The sequence below is a fragment of the Kosakonia radicincitans DSM 16656 genome (genome assembly GCF_000280495.2).
GTDB classification, from domain to species: domain Bacteria; phylum Pseudomonadota; class Gammaproteobacteria; order Enterobacterales; family Enterobacteriaceae; genus Kosakonia; species Kosakonia radicincitans.
The window spans coordinates 2,645,382-2,664,808 of record NZ_CP018016.1; the positions used below are offsets into that span (position 1 = coordinate 2,645,382).

The 19,427-nt window shown below is 52.5% G+C and carries 17 protein-coding genes and 1 pseudogene; 11 read left to right on the forward strand and 7 right to left on the reverse strand.

Going from position 1 to position 19,427, the window contains the following annotated elements; genetic code table 11:
* Window positions 1-129: 129 nt before the first annotated feature.
* Window positions 130-1,110: a YdcK family protein gene (gene ydcK, locus Y71_RS12810; protein WP_007372027.1), complete on the reverse strand. Its 981-nt coding sequence runs from the start codon at window positions 1,108-1,110 to the stop codon at window positions 130-132.
* Window positions 1,111-1,225: 115 nt separating this feature from the next.
* Between ydcK and tehB the strand changes: the two genes are divergently transcribed.
* Window positions 1,226-1,822 carry a tellurite resistance methyltransferase TehB gene (gene tehB, locus Y71_RS12815; RefSeq protein ID WP_007372028.1) on the forward strand — a complete coding sequence of 199 codons (597 nt, stop codon included), beginning with the start codon at window positions 1,226-1,228 and terminating at the stop codon, window positions 1,820-1,822.
* Window positions 1,823-1,916: 94 nt separating this feature from the next.
* Here tehB and pepT read toward each other — a convergent pair whose 3' ends face one another.
* Complete coding sequence (gene pepT / locus Y71_RS12820; RefSeq protein WP_007372029.1) at window positions 1,917-3,146, reverse strand: peptidase T; 1,230 nt, start codon at window positions 3,144-3,146, stop codon at window positions 1,917-1,919.
* 106 nt (window positions 3,147-3,252) lie between these two features.
* Here pepT and Y71_RS12825 point away from each other — a divergent pair, with 106 nt between their 5' ends.
* On the forward strand, window positions 3,253-4,848 hold the full coding sequence (locus Y71_RS12825) for an ABC transporter substrate-binding protein (protein WP_007372030.1): 1,596 nt from the start codon (window positions 3,253-3,255) through the stop codon (window positions 4,846-4,848).
* Window positions 4,849-4,970: 122 nt separating this feature from the next.
* Window positions 4,971-5,642 carry a DUF3313 domain-containing protein gene (locus tag Y71_RS12830; protein WP_007372031.1) on the forward strand — a complete coding sequence of 224 codons (672 nt, stop codon included), beginning with the start codon at window positions 4,971-4,973 and terminating at the stop codon, window positions 5,640-5,642.
* Window positions 5,643-5,896: 254 nt separating this feature from the next.
* Here the strand turns inward: Y71_RS12830 and Y71_RS12835 are convergent, their stop codons facing one another.
* A complete protein-coding gene (locus Y71_RS12835; protein ID WP_007372032.1) occupies window positions 5,897-6,811 on the reverse strand; it encodes a DMT family transporter in 915 nt (304 codons plus the stop codon).
* Between the two features lie 173 nt (window positions 6,812-6,984).
* Here Y71_RS12835 and Y71_RS12840 point away from each other — a divergent pair, with 173 nt between their 5' ends.
* Entirely contained in the window at window positions 6,985-7,860 is an 876-nt protein-coding gene (locus tag Y71_RS12840; protein WP_007372034.1) for an AraC family transcriptional regulator, read from the forward strand.
* Here Y71_RS12840 and Y71_RS12845 read toward each other — a convergent pair.
* Window positions 7,837-9,021 carry a benzoate/H(+) symporter BenE family transporter gene (locus tag Y71_RS12845; protein WP_007372035.1) on the reverse strand — a complete coding sequence of 395 codons (1,185 nt, stop codon included), beginning with the start codon at window positions 9,019-9,021 and terminating at the stop codon, window positions 7,837-7,839. The genes Y71_RS12840 and Y71_RS12845 overlap by 24 nt on opposite strands.
* 76 nt (window positions 9,022-9,097) lie before the next feature.
* Here Y71_RS12845 and Y71_RS12850 point away from each other — a divergent pair, with 76 nt between their 5' ends.
* Both Y71_RS12850 and Y71_RS12855 read left to right on the forward strand, forming a co-directional pair.
* The gene (locus tag Y71_RS12850) at window positions 9,098-9,691 is read left to right on the forward strand and encodes a helix-turn-helix domain-containing protein (protein WP_007372036.1); all 594 of its coding nucleotides are present in this window, start codon (window positions 9,098-9,100) and stop codon (window positions 9,689-9,691) included.
* 218 nt (window positions 9,692-9,909) lie between these two features.
* On the forward strand, window positions 9,910-11,868 hold the full coding sequence (locus Y71_RS12855) for a peptidase U32 family protein (protein ID WP_007372038.1): 1,959 nt from the start codon (window positions 9,910-9,912) through the stop codon (window positions 11,866-11,868).
* A gap of 29 nt (window positions 11,869-11,897) precedes the next feature.
* Here the strand turns inward: Y71_RS12855 and Y71_RS12860 are convergent, their stop codons facing one another.
* Together Y71_RS12860 and Y71_RS12865 are read right to left on the reverse strand one after the other, a co-directional pair.
* Window positions 11,898-12,152, reverse strand: a complete 255-nt coding sequence (locus Y71_RS12860) for a hypothetical protein (RefSeq protein WP_007372039.1) — start codon at window positions 12,150-12,152, stop codon at window positions 11,898-11,900.
* Window positions 12,153-12,222: 70 nt separating this feature from the next.
* Window positions 12,223-13,185 (reverse strand): LysR family transcriptional regulator, encoded by a 963-nt coding sequence (locus Y71_RS12865; RefSeq protein WP_007372041.1) that lies wholly within the window; start codon window positions 13,183-13,185, stop codon window positions 12,223-12,225.
* Window positions 13,186-13,281: 96 nt separating this feature from the next.
* Between Y71_RS12865 and Y71_RS12870 the strand changes: the two genes are divergently transcribed.
* The 5 genes and pseudogenes from Y71_RS12870 (at window position 13,282) to Y71_RS12895 (ending at window position 18,127) form a co-directional block, all read left to right on the forward strand.
* On the forward strand, window positions 13,282-13,962 hold the full coding sequence (locus Y71_RS12870; RefSeq protein ID WP_007372042.1) for a nitroreductase: 681 nt from the start codon (window positions 13,282-13,284) through the stop codon (window positions 13,960-13,962).
* Window positions 13,963-14,470: 508 nt separating this feature from the next.
* Window positions 14,471-15,250, forward strand: coding sequence for a DUF2971 domain-containing protein (locus Y71_RS12880; RefSeq protein WP_081120761.1), 780 nt, complete (start codon window positions 14,471-14,473; stop codon window positions 15,248-15,250).
* A gap of 125 nt (window positions 15,251-15,375) precedes the next feature.
* A pseudogene (locus Y71_RS12885) lies at window positions 15,376-16,535 on the forward strand (IS30 family transposase).
* Window positions 16,536-16,905: 370 nt separating this feature from the next.
* On the forward strand, window positions 16,906-17,361 hold the full coding sequence (locus tag Y71_RS12890) for a hypothetical protein (protein ID WP_007372047.1): 456 nt from the start codon (window positions 16,906-16,908) through the stop codon (window positions 17,359-17,361).
* A gap of 289 nt (window positions 17,362-17,650) precedes the next feature.
* Entirely contained in the window at window positions 17,651-18,127 is a 477-nt protein-coding gene (locus Y71_RS12895) for a GNAT family N-acetyltransferase (RefSeq protein ID WP_007372048.1), read from the forward strand.
* 31 nt (window positions 18,128-18,158) lie between these two features.
* Here Y71_RS12895 and Y71_RS12900 read toward each other — a convergent pair whose 3' ends face one another.
* A complete protein-coding gene (locus Y71_RS12900; RefSeq protein ID WP_007372049.1) occupies window positions 18,159-19,379 on the reverse strand; it encodes an MFS transporter in 1,221 nt (406 codons plus the stop codon).
* Between the last annotated feature and the right edge of the window lie 48 nt (window positions 19,380-19,427).

Below are 19,427 nucleotides of genomic sequence, written 5' to 3' on the forward strand. Positions count from 1 at the left end.
AAATAAACGGCGGGTTCATTAGATGCAGATCAATGTTTATTTCTCGGGGGAACTTTCATCATACTTCATGGATAATTCTTTTCCCGCCGGGAAATTATCTTTCCAGCGGGAATAATCGCGGGGGAATATTTATATTGCACCAGCCAGCGGCGTGCGGGTAATACGTTGATCGTTGTTGATAACTTTGGGGCCACGCAGCAGAATATTTTCGCCCTCCAGCGCTTCGACAACTGCATCGTCGCTCAGCGTCACCTGATGCTCGATCAGCACATTTCCGTGAATGCGCGCATTGCCCTGAACGACAATTTTTTCGTCGAGTTGCAGCGGGCCGCCGCTCAGCCGCGCATTGCCGCCCACCAGTACATGGTGTTTGAGCACGCAATTACCTTCCACTACGGCGTTTTCTGCCACCTGCGAACTGTAACGCAACGTCGGGATGTCATCGTCTCCGGCACCCGCGATCACTCTGGCATGACCGTAAACTTTGGCGCAGTCGCACACCCAGACGTCGTTCAGTTCATTCCCTTCAAGCAGGGCAAAATCGAAAATTTCCGCCCGATGTTCAATAAAAGCGTAATTCACAATAGCGTCGCCATAGATCTGCGCCTGATGCACCACGCGCGAGTGGGTAACGGTGGCCCGGTCGTAAATTTGCAGGATCTGCTCGCGTTCCGGCGTTAACCCTTTGGCGGCAAAAATATTGCAACCGTGCAGAATACGCGCATCACCGCGTAAACGGCACTCACCGCGCACTGTCGAAAACTGAACGGTGACGTTGTCACTTAATTCGGCGCCGTGGCTGATTTCACTGCTATCCACCCAGGCGTTATCTTTGATCACCACGTTATGGCAGATAACGCAGGGCTGCGTGATCCGCGCGTTGTCACTGATGCGGCTACCGAGAAAAACCATGCTGTTTTCATCATAAATCCAGCAATTTCCTTGCTGATCGACGACATTGTCCTCATCAACCCAGCCGCCATGACTGCCCGCTTTGACGTCATTAAAATCACGCAGCGCGATAATCTGGCGCAGCGCGACCGTTTTTTTCTCGCCGCCAATCTGATAACTAAACGTGCGCGACTCATCACTGAGACGATATTTATTCATGCTACGTATCTCCCGTCAGCCTGAGTTAAACGTAGCAAACTTTCTGCCACTGGCTATCGGCGGATGAAATTCATAAAATGCATGCCAAATGCACATTAAAGGTACTGACTTGACCATGACGAACCGCCCTGAAAACTACTTTACGGAAAAATATGCGCTGACCGCGACGCACTCCGAAGTGCTGAACGCCCTGAAATACATCCAGCCGGGGAAGGCGCTGGATCTCGGCTGCGGCAATGGCCGCAACAGCCTGTGGCTGGCAAGCCAGGGTTTTGAGGTTACCGCCTGGGATAAAAACCCGAACAGTCTCAATAACCTGAAAGCGATTCGCGATGCTGAAGGGCTGGAAAACCTGCACATTGATGCGGCGGATTTAAACACCCTGCAATTCGACGGTGAATACGATTTTATTCTCTCTACCGTGGTGCTGATGTTCCTCGAAGCGCAAACCATTCCCGGGCTTATTAATAATATGCAGCGCTGCACCAAAGCGGGCGGTTATAACCTGATTGTGGCAGCGATGGATACGGCGGATTTCCCATGCACGGTCGGTTTCCCGTTTGCCTTTAAAGAGGGTGAACTGCGTGAATACTACGCCGGTTGGGAACTGCTGAAATACAACGAAGATGTCGGTGAACTACACCGCACCGATGCCAACGGTAACCGCATCAAACTGCGTTTCGCCACCATACTGGCGCGCAAACCTGCCTGATCCCGTCCTGCTCGCGGGCAATCTCTGCCCGCGTTTTCTGCTCGCTGTTCGCCATATGAGGGCGCTGGAACCGGCCTTTAATGTGCGAAAAGCATTAACGCGCTGCCAGCAGGCAAAGCTGCAATGCCACGTTATACGAGGCTTCAAACGCTTTTAGCGGCAGAAATTCGAAGCGCGAGTGGAAGTTGTGCGCACCGGTAAAGAAGTTCGGCGTCAGCAAACCTTTGGCCGACAGCGCTGCGCCATCGGTGCCGCCGCGCATTGGCGTCGGTTTCGGCGTAATGCCCAGCGATTCCATCGCTTCAAACATCAAATCGATCGCCCGGCGATCTTCGCCGATAGCATTGCTGATATTGCTGTAGGTATCGCTGATGCTGTATTCCACTTTGGCGGTGGGGTATTGCGCGGCGATTTTGGCGGCAACGTCGGCGATCTGCTGTTTACGGCGGGCAAAACTTTCACTGTCGAAATCACGAATGCTGGCGCTCAGATCGGCATGTCCCTGCACTGCATTGATGCCGTTAAACCAGATATAACCTTCGCGGTCAGCGGTGTGTTCCGGCGTTTGTTGGCGGTCAAAATGGCTAATGTAATCCATCGCCATCAGCAGCGGGTTAACCAGTACACCTTTCGCCGACATTGGGTGCGCGGTTACCCCGGTAAAGCGGATCTGCGCGCTGGCGGCGTTAAAGTTCTCATAGACGATCTCGCCCAGCTCGCAGCAGTCAATGGTCCAGGCAAAATCAACGTCAAAGCGTTTTAAATCCAGCGCTTTCGCCCCGCGCAGCCCGACTTCTTCATCCGGCACAAAGGCCACTACAATATCGCCGTGGCGATGTTCGGCGGTAAGGTTTTCCAGCAGCGTCATAACGACGGTGACCGCCGCTTTGTTATCCGCGCCGAGCACGCTGGTGCCGTCGCTGAAAATAATCTCTTCATCGGGATAAGCCAGAATTTCCGGGTGCTCCGCCACGCGCAACCAGATATCTTTGCGGGCATTCAGGCAGAGATCTTCACCTTCAAAACGCAGGATTTGCGGATGAATATGTGGCGACAAACCGACATCAACGGTATCAATATGAGTAATAAAACCGATACGCGGCGCGCCCGGAACATTGCCTTTTTTCACGGCGGTCACTGTCGCATGATCATCAATCACGATCTCGTCCAGCCCCAGTGTTTTCAGCTCATTCGCCAGCTCGCGCGCCATATCAAACTGCCCGACGGTGGTCGGCAGTGTTGTCGCAGTGGCATCGCTCTGGCTGGTGATAGAGAGGTAACGAAAGAAGCGATGAGTTAATTGACTGGCGAGAGACGACGGCATAGTGATTCCTTCTTTATTTGAATTATCAGGTGTTTGCAAATTCACTTTAATGTTATTTATGAAAGGGCAAACAACAAGCATTTAAAAGAAAACAACAGGAAAAACTATGATTAGCAAACCGACAACACTTGCTCTGGCATTGGCTTCGCTTGTAGTCAGTTCTTCTGTCGCCGCTAAGACCCTGGTCTATTGTTCAGAGGGATCGCCAGAGAACTTCAACCCGCAACTTTACACCTCCGGCACCAGCGTGGATGCCAGCGCCGTACCGGTTTACAACCGGCTGGTGGATTTTAAAGTCGGCACCACCGAGTTGCAGCCGAGCCTTGCGGAAAGCTGGGACGTGAGCGAAGACGGTAAGGTTTATACCTTCCATCTGCGCAAAGGGGTCAAGTTCCAGAGCAATAAATACTTCACGCCGACGCGCGATTTTAATGCCGACGATGTGATCTTCTCGTTTATGCGGCAAAAAGATGTCAATAATCCGTACCACAACGTCTCTAACGGCACCTATTCCAACTTTGAAAGCCTGGAATTTGGTTCGCTGATCACCGCTATCGATAAACTCGACGACCATACCGTGCGCTTTACGCTGGCGCGCCCGGAAGCTCCGTTTGTCGCCGATCTGGGCTGGTATTTTGCCTCGATTCTTTCCGCCGAATATGCCGATGCGATGTTGAAAGCTGGCACTCCGGAGCGGGTGGATATGGACCCGATCGGCACCGGTCCGTACCGTCTGGCGCAGTATCAGAAAGATTCGCGCATTCTGTTCACCGCGTTTGATAACTACTGGCAGGGCAAAGCGAAAATCGACCGACTGGTGTTCAGTATCACCCCGGATGCCTCTGTACGTGTGGCGAAACTGGAGAAAAACGAGTGTCAGGTGATGCCGTTCCCCAATCCGGCGGATCTGCCGCGCCTGAAAGAGAACAAAGATATTACCCTGTTGAGCAAAGCCGGGCTGAATACCGGTTTCCTCGCCTTTAACACGCAAAAAGCGCCGCTGGATAATGTCAAAGTGCGCCAGGCGCTGGCGATGGCCATCAATAAACCGGCCATCATTCAGGCGGTATTCCAGGGCACCGGCACCGCAGCGAAAAACCTGCTGCCGCCGGGCGTGTGGAGCGCCGACAGCGAACTGAAAGATTACGATTATGACCCGGAGAAAGCGAAAGCGCTGCTGAAAGAGGCCGGACTACCGGCGGGAACCACCATCGATTTGTGGGCGATGCCGGTTCAGCGTCCCTATAACCCGAACGCCAAACGTATGGCGGAGATGATTCAGGCGGACTGGGCGAAAGTGGGCGTGCAGGCGAAAATCGTCACTTATGAGTGGGGCGAATATTTGAAACGCGTGAAGGGCGGCGAACATCAGGCGGCGCTGATGGGCTGGACGACGGCTACCGGCGACCCGGATAACTTCTTCGGCCCGCTGTTTACTTGTACCTCGGCCAATGGCGGTTCCAACTCAGCGAAATGGTGCTACAAACCGTTTGATAACCTGATTGCCGAAGCGAAAGCCACCACCGATCATGAGAAACGCGTGGCGCTTTACAAACAGGCGCAGCAGATGATGCATGACCAGATGCCTGCGGTGATGATTGCCCATTCAACGATTTTCGAGCCGGTACGCAAAGAGGTGCAGGGCTATGAAATCGATCCGTTTGGCAAACATATTTTCTGGCAGGTGGATCTGAAAAAATAAGCGTTTGCCGCCTGGTTAAGACAGGTGGCAATTTTTTGATCTCGCGCGATTTTTTGCCACGCCGCACTGTGAATGCATTTGCTATAACTTAATGGCAATCGTGCACTCACAGGGAATTCCTTATGCGTAATCATGCGTTGGTTAGCGTTGCCGTATTGACCGGTCTGCTGGCGTTATCAGGCTGCGCCTCAAAAGTGACCGCGCCGGAAAAATACTCCGGCTTTTTGAAAGATTATTCCGGCCTGCAGGAAACCACTTCAGCAACCGGCAAACCGGTGCTGCGCTGGGTGGCGCCGGGATTTGACCCGGCAAAATATGACAGCATTGTTTATCACCCGGTAACCTATTATCCGGTAGCCAAACCCACCAGCCAGGTGAATCAACAGGTGCTGGATGGCGTACTCAATTACACCAACAGTAAATTGAAAGCCGCGGCGGCGGCGCGTAAACCACTGGTCACTTCGCCGGGTCAGCATAGCCTGATCTTCCGCGGTGCTATCACCGGCGTTGACGCCAGCAAACAGGGGTTGCAGTTCTACGAAGTGATCCCGGTGGCGATGGTGGTTGCGGGCACGCAGATGGCAACCGGCCACCGCACCATGAATACGCATCTCTACTTTGAAGGTGAGCTGATTGATGCCCAAACCAATGCGCCGGTACTGAAAGTGGTGCGCAAAGGAGAGGGCAAAGATGTAAGCAATGAAAAGGCGCAGGTCACCGTCGATTCCCTGAAACAGGTGATTGACGATATGGCGACCGACGCCACGATGTTTGATATAAGCTCAGTCAGATAAGCAGAACGTATTGTAAATTAAACCGATTTTTCGACTGACTGAGTTCAACTGGCTGCAAAGGGGCATACTTCCTTTCAGCCAGTTTTTTATTGAACAGCCTGTGCGAAAAAGCGATCGTGATGGGGCGCGCTGTACGTAGCGAGCAGTCTGCTACCACAGATAACCCCCAGGGATCGCATTAAGATCCCTGGGGCATCGCCGTTAATTTTTTAGACGGATGTACGGTCGATATTTTCCTGTGCCCAACTGGGGCATCAGCAAACGTTAGCTTTACGCCGCCATCCGCGTCCGCCCAGCCAGTTTTCCGGGCGGGCAAACATCACCAGATTGCCGGTGAGGATCAGCAGTAAACCGGCAATCGCATTCAGATGCCAGACGTAACCCTCATAAAAGGTCGAAATGCTCAGCGCAACCAGCGGAAACAGCAAGGTGCTGTACGCGGCTTTGCTCGGACCAATGCGGCCAACCAGCGTAAAATAGGCACCAAAGCCGATCACCGAGCCAAACAACGCCAGATAGAGCAGCGCGCCGAGGTAGCTTGTCGTCCACTGCGGCGTAAAATCGTCGCCGCGCAGCAGGCCAATTATTCCCATGATCAGCGTGCCGTACAGCATCGCCCAGCTATTGGTGGTCAGGGTTTCCAGCCCTTTACGCTGATGGCGCAGGCTTATCATATTGCCAAACGAAAAGCCCAGTGTCCCCAGCGCCGACAGACCGATACCCAGCAGCAGAGAGCTGCTCCAGCCGCTGGTGACCAGATCTTCCCAGAACAGCGTCACAATACCAGTTAACCCCAGCGCAGCCGCAACAAAGAAGCGTGCAGGCGGTTTTTGCCCGAAAAACAGGTAGCTGTTAACGGCGTTAAACAGCACCGCCATCGAAAAGATCACCGATTCCAGCCCGGTGTTAATCCACGCGGCGGCGGTATAAAAACACCAGAAGTTAAAGCCGAAGACACAACTGCCTTGCAGCAGACAAAACAGGTGATCGCGCAGCGGTAAACCACGCAGTTTGCGGCGAACCAGCAGCACCAGCATGATTGCCGCCGTTGCCAGCGCAAAACGCCAGAAAATCGACACCGGCGCGGGCACCGGGCCTTGTTGCAGAAAAATCGCAATCCACGTAGTTCCCCAAATAACCACCACCAGACCGTACAGCAATGCGTTCATAGTCATTTCCGATGCGAAAAACGAACCCTGAGTGTGGCAAAACGCGGGCAGGGGCGATTGCACGGGGTTGCGCCGGACTTGCATATTCTTGCGCTTTTCTTCACACAACGCTGGAATCCGGCTTCAGCTATTCATAGACTGGGGTTCTGGTTGATCAATGATAAATTCCGCGAATGCCTGACCACTACGAAGCCTTTGAAAATCTGAGCAAACACAACACCGTTTTGCACAATTCGGTGGCACTTCACTCTGGCATTCAACTGGCCGTCTGGTCGAACAAACGCGACAACATTACGCAGTACTGCAACCACCATACGCTGAGCCTGTACGTGGCCGATGGCTACGAGAGCTACCACAAAACTGCGTATGGCTGGAAAAACGGCGGCGGGCCGGATCGTTTTTGTCTGATGCCGAAAGAGAGCGAATCGGTGTGGGATATTCGCGATGATTTGACCTTCGTCCACCTTTACTGCACTGATGAGCATCTGCGGGACGTTGGGGAGCGGGTCTGGGATCGCAGCCCGGCCGCATTCACCCTTGATGAGAAAACCTTCTCGCAGGATGCGCGCATCACCGCGCTTTATCGCCAGTTTCTGCTGGATTGCGACTGGCAGCAAAACGCCAACCAGCTTACGCTGAGCACCGCTTCAACACTGCTGCTGACGCATCTGGTGCAGCACTACAGCAATGTGCAGTGGCAATTGCCCGTGGTGAATGGCGGTCTGGCACCGGTGGCGCTGCGTAATGTGCTGGATTATATCGAAGCGCATCTGGCGCAGCCGTTGTTGCTGTCGGATCTGGCGGCGCAGGTTGCGCTCAGTGAATATCACTTTGCCCGCATGTTTCGCCAGTCGATGGGTGTTGCGCCGCACCAGTTTGTGATGCAGCGCCGGATGGTAAGGGCCAACGATCTGTTGCTCAACAGCACTCTTCCGCTGACCGATATTGCCCTGGCCTGCGGTTTTAGTTCCGCCAGCCACTTCAGCAACCGCTTTAAAGCAGCAAAAGGGTTGACGCCGTCACAGCTACGCGCGGCGCGCCAGCGTTAATGCGCCGTAGCAGATACCGCCTGCCACTAATCCCCAGAATGCCGAACCAATGCCCAGCAACGTGACCCCGCTGGCAGTTACCAGGAAGGTGACAATGGCCGCATCGCGATCCGTTTCCTTAACCAGCGCCTGATGCAGACTACCGCTGATCGTGCCCAATAACGCCAGACCGGCGAGCGTCTGGATCCAGCTCAACGGCAGGGCGGCCAGCAGCCCGCTGATCGAGCCGCCAAATATTCCCGCCAGCAGATAAAACAGGCCAGCCGCCGCCGCTGCCACCCAGCGTTTACTGGCGTCCGGGTGCGCATCCGGGCTTTGGCAAATGGCTGCCGTAATCGCCGCAATACAGATCGAATAGACACCAAACGGTGAGAACAATAGCGCCAGCGCGCCGGTAAAAATAATCAGCGGTGAAACCGGAATGGTGTAACCGGAAGCCTGCATCGTGGCGAAACCGGGAGCATTTTGCGACGCCATTGTCACCAGAAAAAAGGGAATGCCGATGCTGATAAGCGATGTCCAGCGAAACTCCGGCGCGGTGTAAACCGGAGCAACGACGGAAAGTGTCAGTCGATCCGTGACAACGTCACCATGCAGAATAGCGACCAGTGCGCCAATAATTAATGTTGCAACAATAGCATAGCGCGGGGCGAGGGCTTTACAGACCAGCCAGGCCAGTAGCATACTGCCGCACAACGCAAAATGGCCCTCAATATTGGTGAAGGCTTGCAAGCCAAAACGCAGCAGAATACCGGCCAGCATCGCGGCCGCCAGCGTGTGCGGAATGATTTTCATCAACCGGGCGAATAACCCTGTGACGCCGCACAACACGATGAGCGCGTTGGCAAAGATAAAGATACCGACCGCTTCACCGGGCGTTGCACCTTGCAGGCTGGTCGCCAGCAGCGCCGCGCCGGGGGTAGACCAGGCAGTGAGTACCGGCATGCGATACCAGAGCGTCAGCGCCAGCGTGCTGATGCCCATGCCGAAGCCAAGCGCGGTCATCCATCCGGCGATTTGCGCCGGGCTCGCGCCAGCAGCGGAGGCCGCCTGCCAGATAATAGCGGCAGAGCTTGCGTAGCCGACCAGCACGGCGACGAAGCCCGCCAGAATGCTGGTAAACGGCAGCGAAGAGGTTGTGGAAAACGTGGCAAGACGCATTGGCGCTCCTTGTGCGTTATAGCATTCGGATAATTTAGCATCGTGCGCTATAGCGTACAAGTAAGCAGGAGGAATAATGGATCTCACCGTTTATCTGGCAACTACGCTGAAAAGCCTGCGTCAGGGACGCGGCTGGAGCCTTTCCCGCCTGGCAGAGGAGACGGGCGTTTCCAAAGCGATGCTCGGGCAGATAGAACGCAACGAATCCAGTCCGACCGTCTCGACGTTATGGAAAATCGCCACCGGCCTGAATGTTCCTTTCTCCACTTTTATTGCGCCGCCGGAAGAGGAAACGCCGCGGGCCTACGATCCGCAGCAGCAGGCGATGGTGGTCACGCCAATTTTCCCGTGGGACGAGAAGCTGCACTTTGATCTCTTCTCGATTAATCTCGCGCCTGGTGCTCTCAGCGAATCCACGCCGCACGAAGCCGGAGTTATCGAGCATGTGATTGTGATTAGCGGAGTGCTGGATATGTGCATTAACGGGCAGTGGCGAACCATCGCGGCGGGCAGCGGCCTGCGTTTTGCCGGGGATGAAGCGCATGCCTACCGTAACAGTACGGCGCAAACAACGCATTTCCACTCGCTTATCCATTACCCAAAAGAAAAAGCCGCAAGCAAACCTGCGGCAAAAACGACGACGATTAACGAATCAGACAACCCTGAATAATTCGGGGAGCAGCCTCCTGCAACCTGAAGTATGACGGGTTAACAACGTGACGAGGAATGTCCGAGTCACCACCTTACTGTTAAGCGAAACGCAGCGGAAATAGCAATTTCGACATTGCATTACCAGCTGGCGCAAATTCCCCCTGCGGCAGGTGGTGAAACGCCCCGGTTGTGACTACAATAGCCGCCATTTTGTACATAATGGATAACGACGATTGTATGCGCCTGCAACCCCATCATCTTGAACTGTTAAGCCCGGCCCGCGATGCCGCCATTGCCCGTGAGGCTATCCTGCACGGCGCGGACGCCGTCTACATTGGCGGGCCGGGTTTTGGCGCTCGCCACAATGCCGGTAACAGCCTGCAGGATATCGCTGAGCTGGTGCCGTTCGCCCATCGCTACGGTGCGAAAGTGTTTATCACCCTGAACACCATCCTTCACGATGACGAACTGGAACCGGCGCAGCGCCTGATAGGCGAACTCTACCAGGCGGGTGTTGATGCGCTGATTGTGCAGGATATGGGCATTCTTGAGCTGGATATTCCGCCAATTGAGCTGCACGCCAGCACCCAGTGCGATATCCGTAGCGTGGAAAAAGCCAAATTCCTTTCTGATGTGGGTTTCAGCCAGATCGTTCTGGCGCGTGAACTCAACCTTGAGCAGATCCGCGCCATTCACAACGCGACGGACTCCACCATCGAGTTCTTTATTCACGGCGCGCTGTGCGTAGCGTATTCAGGACAGTGCAACATTTCCCATGCACAAACCGGGCGCAGCGCCAACCGTGGCGACTGCTCGCAGGCCTGTCGTCTGCCGTACACCCTGAAAGACGATCAGGGACGCGTAGTGGCCTATGAAAAACACCTGCTGTCGATGAAAGATAATGATCAGACCGCCAACCTGGCGGCGTTGATCGACGCAGGCGTGCGCTCTTTCAAGATTGAAGGGCGCTACAAAGACATGAGCTACGTGAAAAACATCACCGCGCATTACCGCCAGATGCTCGATGCGATTATTGAAGATCGTGGCGACCTCGCGCGCGCTTCCGCCGGGCGTACCGAGCACTTCTTTATTCCCTCGACGGACAAAACGTTCCATCGTGGCAGCACCGACTACTTTGTTAATGCGCGCAAAGGCGATATTGGCGCCTTCGATTCACCGAAATTTATCGGCCTGCCGGTCGGTGAAGTGCTGAAAGTGGGCAAAGATCATCTCGATGTTGAAGTTACCGAGCCGCTGGCGAACGGTGATGGCCTGAACGTGCTGGTGAAACGTGAAGTGGTCGGTTTTCGCGTCAACGTGGCGGAGAAAACCGCCGAAAATCGTTATCGCGTGTTCCCGAACGAAATGCCGGACGTGCTGAAAACCCTGCGTCCGCATCATCCGCTGAACCGCAACCTCGATCACAACTGGCAGCAGGCGTTGCTGAAAACTTCCAGTGAACGCCGTGTCGCGGTGGATATTGAGCTGGGCGGCTGGCAGGAGCAACTGGTGTTAACGCTGACCAGCGAAGATGGCGTGTCGGTAACGCATACGCTGGAAGGGCAATTCGACGAAGCCAACAACGCGCAAAAAGCGCTGGATAATCTGAAAGATGGCCTGATGAAGCTGGGGCAAACTCGCTACTACGCCAAAGAGGTTCAGGTCAATCTGCCTGGCGCGCTGTTTGTGCCCAACAGCCAGCTTAACCAGTTACGCCGTGAAGCGGTGGAGATGCTGGAAGAGGCGCGTCTGGCTAACTACCAGCGCGGCAGCCGTAAAGCGGTAGCCACGCCGCCGCCGGTCTACCCGGAAACGCATCTTTCATTCCTTGCCAACGTTTATAACCATAAAGCGCGTGAATTTTACCATCGCTACGGCGTACAGCTGATCGATGCCGCTTTTGAAGCGCACGAAGAGAAGGGCGACGTACCGGTGATGATCACCAAGCACTGCCTGCGTTTTGCCTTCAACCTGTGCCCGAAACAGGCGAAAGGCAATATCAAAAGCTGGCGCGCCACGCCGATGCAACTGGTGCACGGTGATGAAGTGCTGACGCTGAAATTTGATTGCCGTCCGTGCGAAATGCATGTGATTGGGAAAATTAAAAACCACATCCTGAAGATGCCGCTCTCCGGCAGCGTGGTGGCGTCCATCAGCCCGGATGATTTGCTGAAGACGTTACCGAAAAACAGATAGCAAAACGGGTGGCTAAGCCACCCGTTTTTTTAGCGGTTATCTTCCGGCAGCGGCGGTTTTTTACCGTGCTCGTCTTTGTGCTTGTCGTTATGTTTTTCATCATGACGCGGCGCTTTATCGCCCTTGTGTTTCGGCGGCGGCGCTTCGCGCGACGGCTTCTTATCACCTTTATGGTGTTCGCCGGTTGGGTATTGATCCTGCGGTACCGGCGGACGATCGTCAGCAAATACCATTGAAGAGAAGCTCACGGCCAGAATGGCAGACATCAGTGCAATCTTTTTCATATTACGTCCTTACACGCGCTATTGCGTGGCGCTGATTTCACGCCAAAAAAGTGAAGATTTTATGGAGCCATTAACCTTCTGGAATATTCCTGGAAGATGACGGCAGATAGCGCCAGTAGGGCGGCGAACCGAAACTCGCCAGTAAGAAATCGATCACCACGCGGGTATTGAGCGACGGGTATTTCCCGCCTGGATAGAGCAAATAAAGCGATTGCGCTTCGGCGGAATAGGTTGGCGAAAATTCCGCCATTAAATCGACCAGTTCACCGCGATTCAGCATCTCGCCTATCTGCCAGTCCGGATAAAGCAGGATTCCGGCGTCATTTCTTGCCGCCTGGAGTAACAATTCGGCATTGTCAGAAACGATTTTTGCCTGCGGGAAAAACTGATACTGCCGATCGCCCTGCTGAAAGCGCCAACGCTGCAGCCCGGTTTTTCCGCGATAAGCCAGTAACTGGTGATGTTGTAGCGCTTCCGGTGATTCTGGCCGCCCGTGACGGCGAAGATAGGCGGGCGTTGCCACCAGATGACAGCGCTGGCTGGCGATCAAGCGGCCATGCAGTTCTGAATCTTTCAGCGAGGCGATGCGCAGCAGCAGATCCGTGCCGTCGGCAAACGGATCGATATAGTCATCATTCAGGTTCAGCTCAATGTACAGCGCCGGGTAACGCGCACTCAGTTCGCTGATGTGTGGGCCGATATGCCGTAAACCGAAGGAAGTTGGGGCGTTAATGCGAATGCGTCCACCGGGTTCGTTGCGCCGTTCGCCCACCTGCGTTTGCGCATCGGCAAGCTGCTGGAGCATGACGCGAAAGGCTTCGGCATAGATATGACCGGCATCGGTGGCCGTCACCGCGCGGGTGTTGCGATACAGCAGTTGCGTTTCCAGCGCCTGTTCCAGTTGCTGAACAACGCGGGAAAGCGATGAGGCGGCAATCCCTTCGTTCCGCGCCACTTCGGACAAATTCCCTTCGCGCACAATGGCAAGAAACAGGTGCATCGAACGGGCGCTAATCTGGCTAAGTGATTTCATCTTTGCGTAATCCGCAATGGTCCATAGCGCATTGTAGTGTTTTTACGCACAGAGTTCATCGCTAACCTGTGAGAACGATAATCACCGGAGAGTATGATGAATAACCCTGTTTTAGCATTCGATGAAACCGTCCGTTCGCGTTCGTCCGTTCGCGCATTTTTACCCACACCGCTGACTGATGAGCAGATCCGCGCGGTATTGCAGGATGCGCAATACTCACCGTCGAACTGCAACACGCAGCCGTGGCACGTGCATGTGGTTTCCGGCGAGACCAAAGATCGGCTGGCGAAAATGATGACGGCTAACGACCTGGAAGGGCTGCAGACGCCGGATTTCACTTTTTCTTATGAGGATTTCCACGGCGACTATATTGAACGCGCATACGAACAGGCGCGGCTTTACTACGAGGCTATCGGCATTGACCGCGACGATAAGGTTCGCCGCAAAGAAGCCTACCTGCGTAACTACCAGTTCTTTAATGCGCCGCACGCCGCGTTTCTGTTTATGCCGTCTTTTGGCGATAACATCCGCGTTGCGTCGGACATCGGCATGTACGCGCAAAGTTTTCTGCTGTCACTGACTGCGCGCGGTTTTGCCGGTATTCCGCAAACGATGCTCGGTTTTCACGCCGATATGATCCGCGCCGAGCTGGGCGTTTCCGACGAATATCGTCTGCTGTTTGGCATCTCGTTTGGTTATGCCGATAAAAGCGCCGTTGCTGCCAATACCCGGATGCCGCGCATACCGGTGGAAAGCAGTGTGGTGATGCACGGGTAAGATGTTGGCCGGGGCAGGTGAATTCTGCTCTGCGTCAGGCCGATCACTGCCGAATATATTGAAACCAGCGCCGCCATTCATCTCAATGGCGGTTAAATCCGCAGGCCTGATAAGGCCACGCCGCCATCCGGCTATCAACGCGCAATTGCCGCTGCACTGTCTGTTACGTGTGGCGGCGTATCCAGCCGCTAACCGGGCGAATCACCGCCAGTATCATGCCAGCCGCCGCTTCACTTTTACTGTTGGGCAATGAATAAATGTTTACGTGCGTAACCCCCCGTTCACTACCGTAAAGTGAGGGAACAATGTCGCTGCGGTTATATAAACTAAGAAGCTGCTATGTGACAAAAGCGAACCTTAGCGAAGTTTTTTTATATTTAACAGAAAAAAGCCATAAAGATACTGCAGGAAATTTATGGCAATAAGTTGAAAACTAGGCAGAATCCGATTAATTTCTTATACAGTTAATTGAAAATCTAAAATTCTAAGAAATTGAGGAGAGTTTTGAATGATACTGTATAAATATGTCGATTTATGCACTGGGATGAAAATTGTAAGAAATCCTTCAGTAAAATTCACGCATCCTTATAACCTTAATGATCCATTTGAAATAACATCTTCGTTTTATGAGACTGATGATCATGATTATTTACATAGAAATAATCGATCAAATCTTCATAAGTTAAGTATGTGTTATGGGGTTCTTTCATTATCAAGAACACCACTAAATCCCTTAATGTGGGCACATTACGCACGGGGAAAAAGACGGGGGAGTAGTAAATATATTAATCTTGGAGAAAAGAATATGACTCACGGTGGATTAGTCATAGGAATTGACGTTGATACGGCAGGTCTAAACAAGGAAGGAAATAATATAATCCCCGCAAAGTTCGGTAGTGTAATTTACACATCAACCAAACCCACTTCGAGATTCAATGATTCAGAAAATATAGATATCATTGAAGGAATGATAACTCATTTTGATTCTAAATATTTAGAGGCACTGCAAAGGATATTTTTGTATAAATCAGCGGATTGGTCGTATGAAGAGGAAGTACGGGTTGTGAGAAATATAACTAGAGCATGTCAAGAAGAACGTAGGCAGGAAATTAATAATATAGCGAAGGATAGTATAAAGGAAATATATATAGGCAGCATTCATGGATTTCCACTGGAAAGTGCAAATATTATATGTAATGAAATCAAAAAAAACTTACCAGATTGCGAGGTTTTACTTTGTAACACGGAAGGCAAAGGTTGGAATATAAATGCGAATCCATTCAAATAATTAACATTAAAATTTAGATGGAATCTGTTTGCCATTATCGATGGCATGTTGAATAGTCGTCTTCTCCTCACTGTGAGTTCAACGGGTCGATGCAACGCTATCCTTAATCGAAGGGGGACGTTGCCATGAAACGAAGAACGCGCATTTACTACACGCCAGAACAGAAAGCGATTATCCAGGACAGATATAAGCAAGGTGATTCCCTGCATGATATCGCCAGAATGTTCGACAGATATCATTCTTCTATCATGCCCACTATCCACCAGACTGGTGGATACCGTCCCCCTGTCCGAAAGCGGCACCCGTTAGCGCTTTCGCTTGATGAAAGAGAGGAGATATCCAGAGGGCTGGTAGCAAAACGCAGCATCAGGGACATCGCTGCCAAATTATCAAGAGCTCCCTCAACGATTAGTCGCGAGATCAATAGGCACGGAGGTGCAAAACAATATCGTGCAGCAAAAGCGGATGCCACTGCATGGGAAAGTGCCCTGAGACCAAAACCCTGCAAGCTAATCGAAAGCCCCACTTTGTGTAAAATCATCGCAGAGAAGATGCATCAGGACTGGTCGCCGGAACAAATCGCCGGTTGGCTAAAACGCTGTTATCCCGATAATCAGGAAATGCATGTGTCACACGAAACAATTTATAAAACGCTTTTTATACAAACCCGGGGTGCATTAAAAAAGAACTGCAGCAATGCCTCAGAAGCGGAAGAGTCGTGCGTCGATCCAGAACATCATCGCTTAAAGGGAAAGGTTTAGGGTCAATCCCGGATACAATCTCTATCAGCGAAAGGCCACCTGAAGCCGCTGACAGAGCCATACCAGGGCACTGGGAAGGTGACCTGATCCAGGGCTCGAAAAACTCCTGTATCGTCACCCTTGTAGAACGTCATTCCCGTTTTGTTATGCTGGCCAAGATCAGGGACAACAAGACCATAACGGTTATATCTGCACTCATCAGACAAGCCCGGGAATTACCTGCTGAGCTTTATAAAACATTAACATGGGACCGGGGCGCTGAAATGACCAGCCACACCCGGTTTACTGTAGCCACAGATATTCAGGTTTACTTCTGCGATCCTCAATCCCCCTGGCAACGCGGCTCCAATGAAAATACGAACAGATTGCTCAGGCAGTATTTTCCAAAAGGAACTGACTTATCGGTTCACAGCCAGCAAAGACTTAACAGTGTTGCCAGACAGCTCAACGAAAGGCCGAGAAAAACGCTGGACTTTGAATCACCCGCAGAGCGTTTTAACCAATGTGTTGCATCCATCGGTTGAACTCACAACTCGTAGCAGACCTTCCGCTTGTCGCGCCTAGTCCCTCGGCACCCAAAGCGGATGTGACCTGTTCCCGTTGAGTAACACACCGCACTTTAAGTTGCACCTTCAGGATCAATTATGAACTTCCGCTCCTCTCTCACAACGGTCTTACATCTGTCACTTCTGATTAGTTGTTTTCCAGAAACTCCATATGATGTTTCATATATTTTCTTCATTTTCTGAGAAGTACTTCCCAGTAATACCCATTGCGGCATGTGTCTGCCCGTCGTATCTTTTTGCCGCACCTGCAAAATCAGGTGTCGGGGTTAGCCTCCTGATAAAACTTAGTGACGATCGATGTCAAAAACACACTTAGTGAGGCTGCCTTATGGCTACAACTCCCAACAACATTCATTCTCTGTTAGCGCTTCCTTTTTCCTGTTCAACCGATTTCACCGAACTGGCCGATAACTGTGAGCGATTTGCCGAAGTGCTGGTGGAAACGCATGAACCGGCGGAAAAACTGGCGCTCTGCGGCAAACTCTCTTCCTGCCTTAATTTATTACGCACAACATTACACGAACCGATCCCTGCGCATTTAACTGAATCACTGACCGTCGAGTTTTTACCCTATATTCCGGAGTTCGCACCGGAAAGCGATGCGCTGTGCCGCTATTGCGAGGAACTAACGCGGTTGCTGATTAATGGTTCGCTGTCCATTGATCAGTCCCGCGTGATGGGGGATTTGCTGCTGGATCTGGTGATGTTTTTTGCTGAGCGCCTGAAAGCGCCGCGCTGGATAAAAACCGGGCAGGGGATTATTGCGCTGGACGCGTTGAATTAAATCCTGTCGCGGATGAAAAAGAGTTTGCTGCAGATCGCAGCAAACTCTGTGCAGATGTCAGGGGATGTAAACCACGTAGCCCAGTAACACCCATCTCCGCCCGCCAAAATGGGCAGCGCATTTTCACTGAGCAAGATATTCAACACGAGCACGTGCCATAAAGATCAACATGAGTATGTGTTTTATGCTGACAGAGCCACAGAGACAATTTATCCTTGCTATACAGTCAGATAAAAACAATAAACGCCATTATTTATTGCAGAATACACACCAAAATAAAGGAACACGAATGATTGAATTTCGCCCAATGCGCGAGGATGAATATCCTGGTTATCTGGAATATTTCATTACGGATTATGCGCGGGAAATTGCGTCAAACTACCGTCTTTCTGCTGAAGACTCACTGGCAAGAGCAAAGCAGGAGATTGCGGAAGATCTTCCGGAGGGAGTAAATACACCAGGCCAGGTTTTGCTGTGTCTGGTTGCCAAATCAGACAACACGGAGAAGCATGTCGGCTATCTCTGGTATAAACCCGATAATGCCATGCGTACCGTTTTCATCTACGATTTTCATATTTTCAACGCCTTGCAGGGGCAAGGTTTGGGTAAACTTGCTCTGCGGACGTTTGAGCATGAGATGCGGTGTAAGGGCGTTGAACAGATCCGGCTTCGCGTTGCTGGCGACAACGATCGCGCCCGGCACGTATATGAGGCCATCGGTTTTGGCGTGACAGGAATCAACATGAGCAAGAGTATAAAAGAGTAGATTGCGGCGGCTCATCTGAAAGCCATGTGGCTCAGTCCGCCCCCACCTTTAATGCCCGTGCGGATGCATGCTCAATAAGTACGTTCGCATATCGCCACCAGATAAGCAGCGCCACAAGCGCAATGGCGCTCAGCACGCTGAACGCCGTGGCAAATGAGTAATTACCGGCAATCATCCCTGTTAATGCCGGGCTCATTGACGCACCCACTCCCTGCATTAGCATCACCACACTTTGCCCGGCGTTGACGTGCCCGCTATTGCACAGCAACGCCACAATAAAACCTGGCACCACCACGCCGAGGATACCCGCAGCCGCGCCATCCAGTATTTGCACTGGCACCATCATCAGCGGGGCAGCTGAGGTTGCTGCCAGCGCAGCCCGCAGAGGCATTATGAGCAACGCCAGCATAATTAATCGCCAGTAACCGTACTTATCGATTCGCCGGGCAACCCAGATGGCCACCGGAATCATCACCGCCTGAGAAATAATCACCGTGGCGGCAGCATATAAACCGGGATTCATGGCGCCTGGTGCGGCGGCGACGCGCATGCTGAGCATGGGTAACAGTGCGGCATTGGCCAGATGAAACAGCATCAGAGTCAATCCGGTAATCAAAAGTGCCCGGTTTTGGGTGAGTACCGAGAGCCCCGGCAGCGGTTGGGGAACAGAGGACTGGATACCTCGCGCCGCATCGTTATCGATATCTTGACTGCGAATAGCCAGCAGCGCACACAGCGTTAACACGGTCGTACAGGCCATCAACAGGAAAATACCACCGACGCCCCAGTACCAGGCAATGCCTCCGGCAATCAGTGCGGTAAAGAAATTTCCGGCGTGATTGAATGCCTCATTTTTACCCATTTGCGCATTAAAGCCGCGTTGTCCTGTCAGACCCAGCGTAATCCCCGTGATCAGGGGGCCGACAAAAGCCGCGCATATTCCGCTGACCATTTGCGAAAGCGCGACGACGCTGTTTTGCTGGCTGAACCAGAGCAAAAGCGTACTTGCGGTAATCATTATGCAGAGCAGCGCCAGCAGAGTGCGTTTGTTTTTGGACGTGTCGGTGATAAATCCTGCCGGGAGCGTCGCCAATAATCCTGCCACTCCGCCCAGCGTCATCAGCAAGCCGATATCATCCGGTTGCCAGTGGCGCTGGGTGAGAAATATCCCCAGAAAAGGGCCGAGACCATCGCGGACATCAGCAATAAAAAAACTCGTCAGGCACAGCGCCCTCAGGGAACGAAGAGACATATTTCCGGCCTTTAGCATAGTTAACTCACTCTGTTAGCAATGGCATAT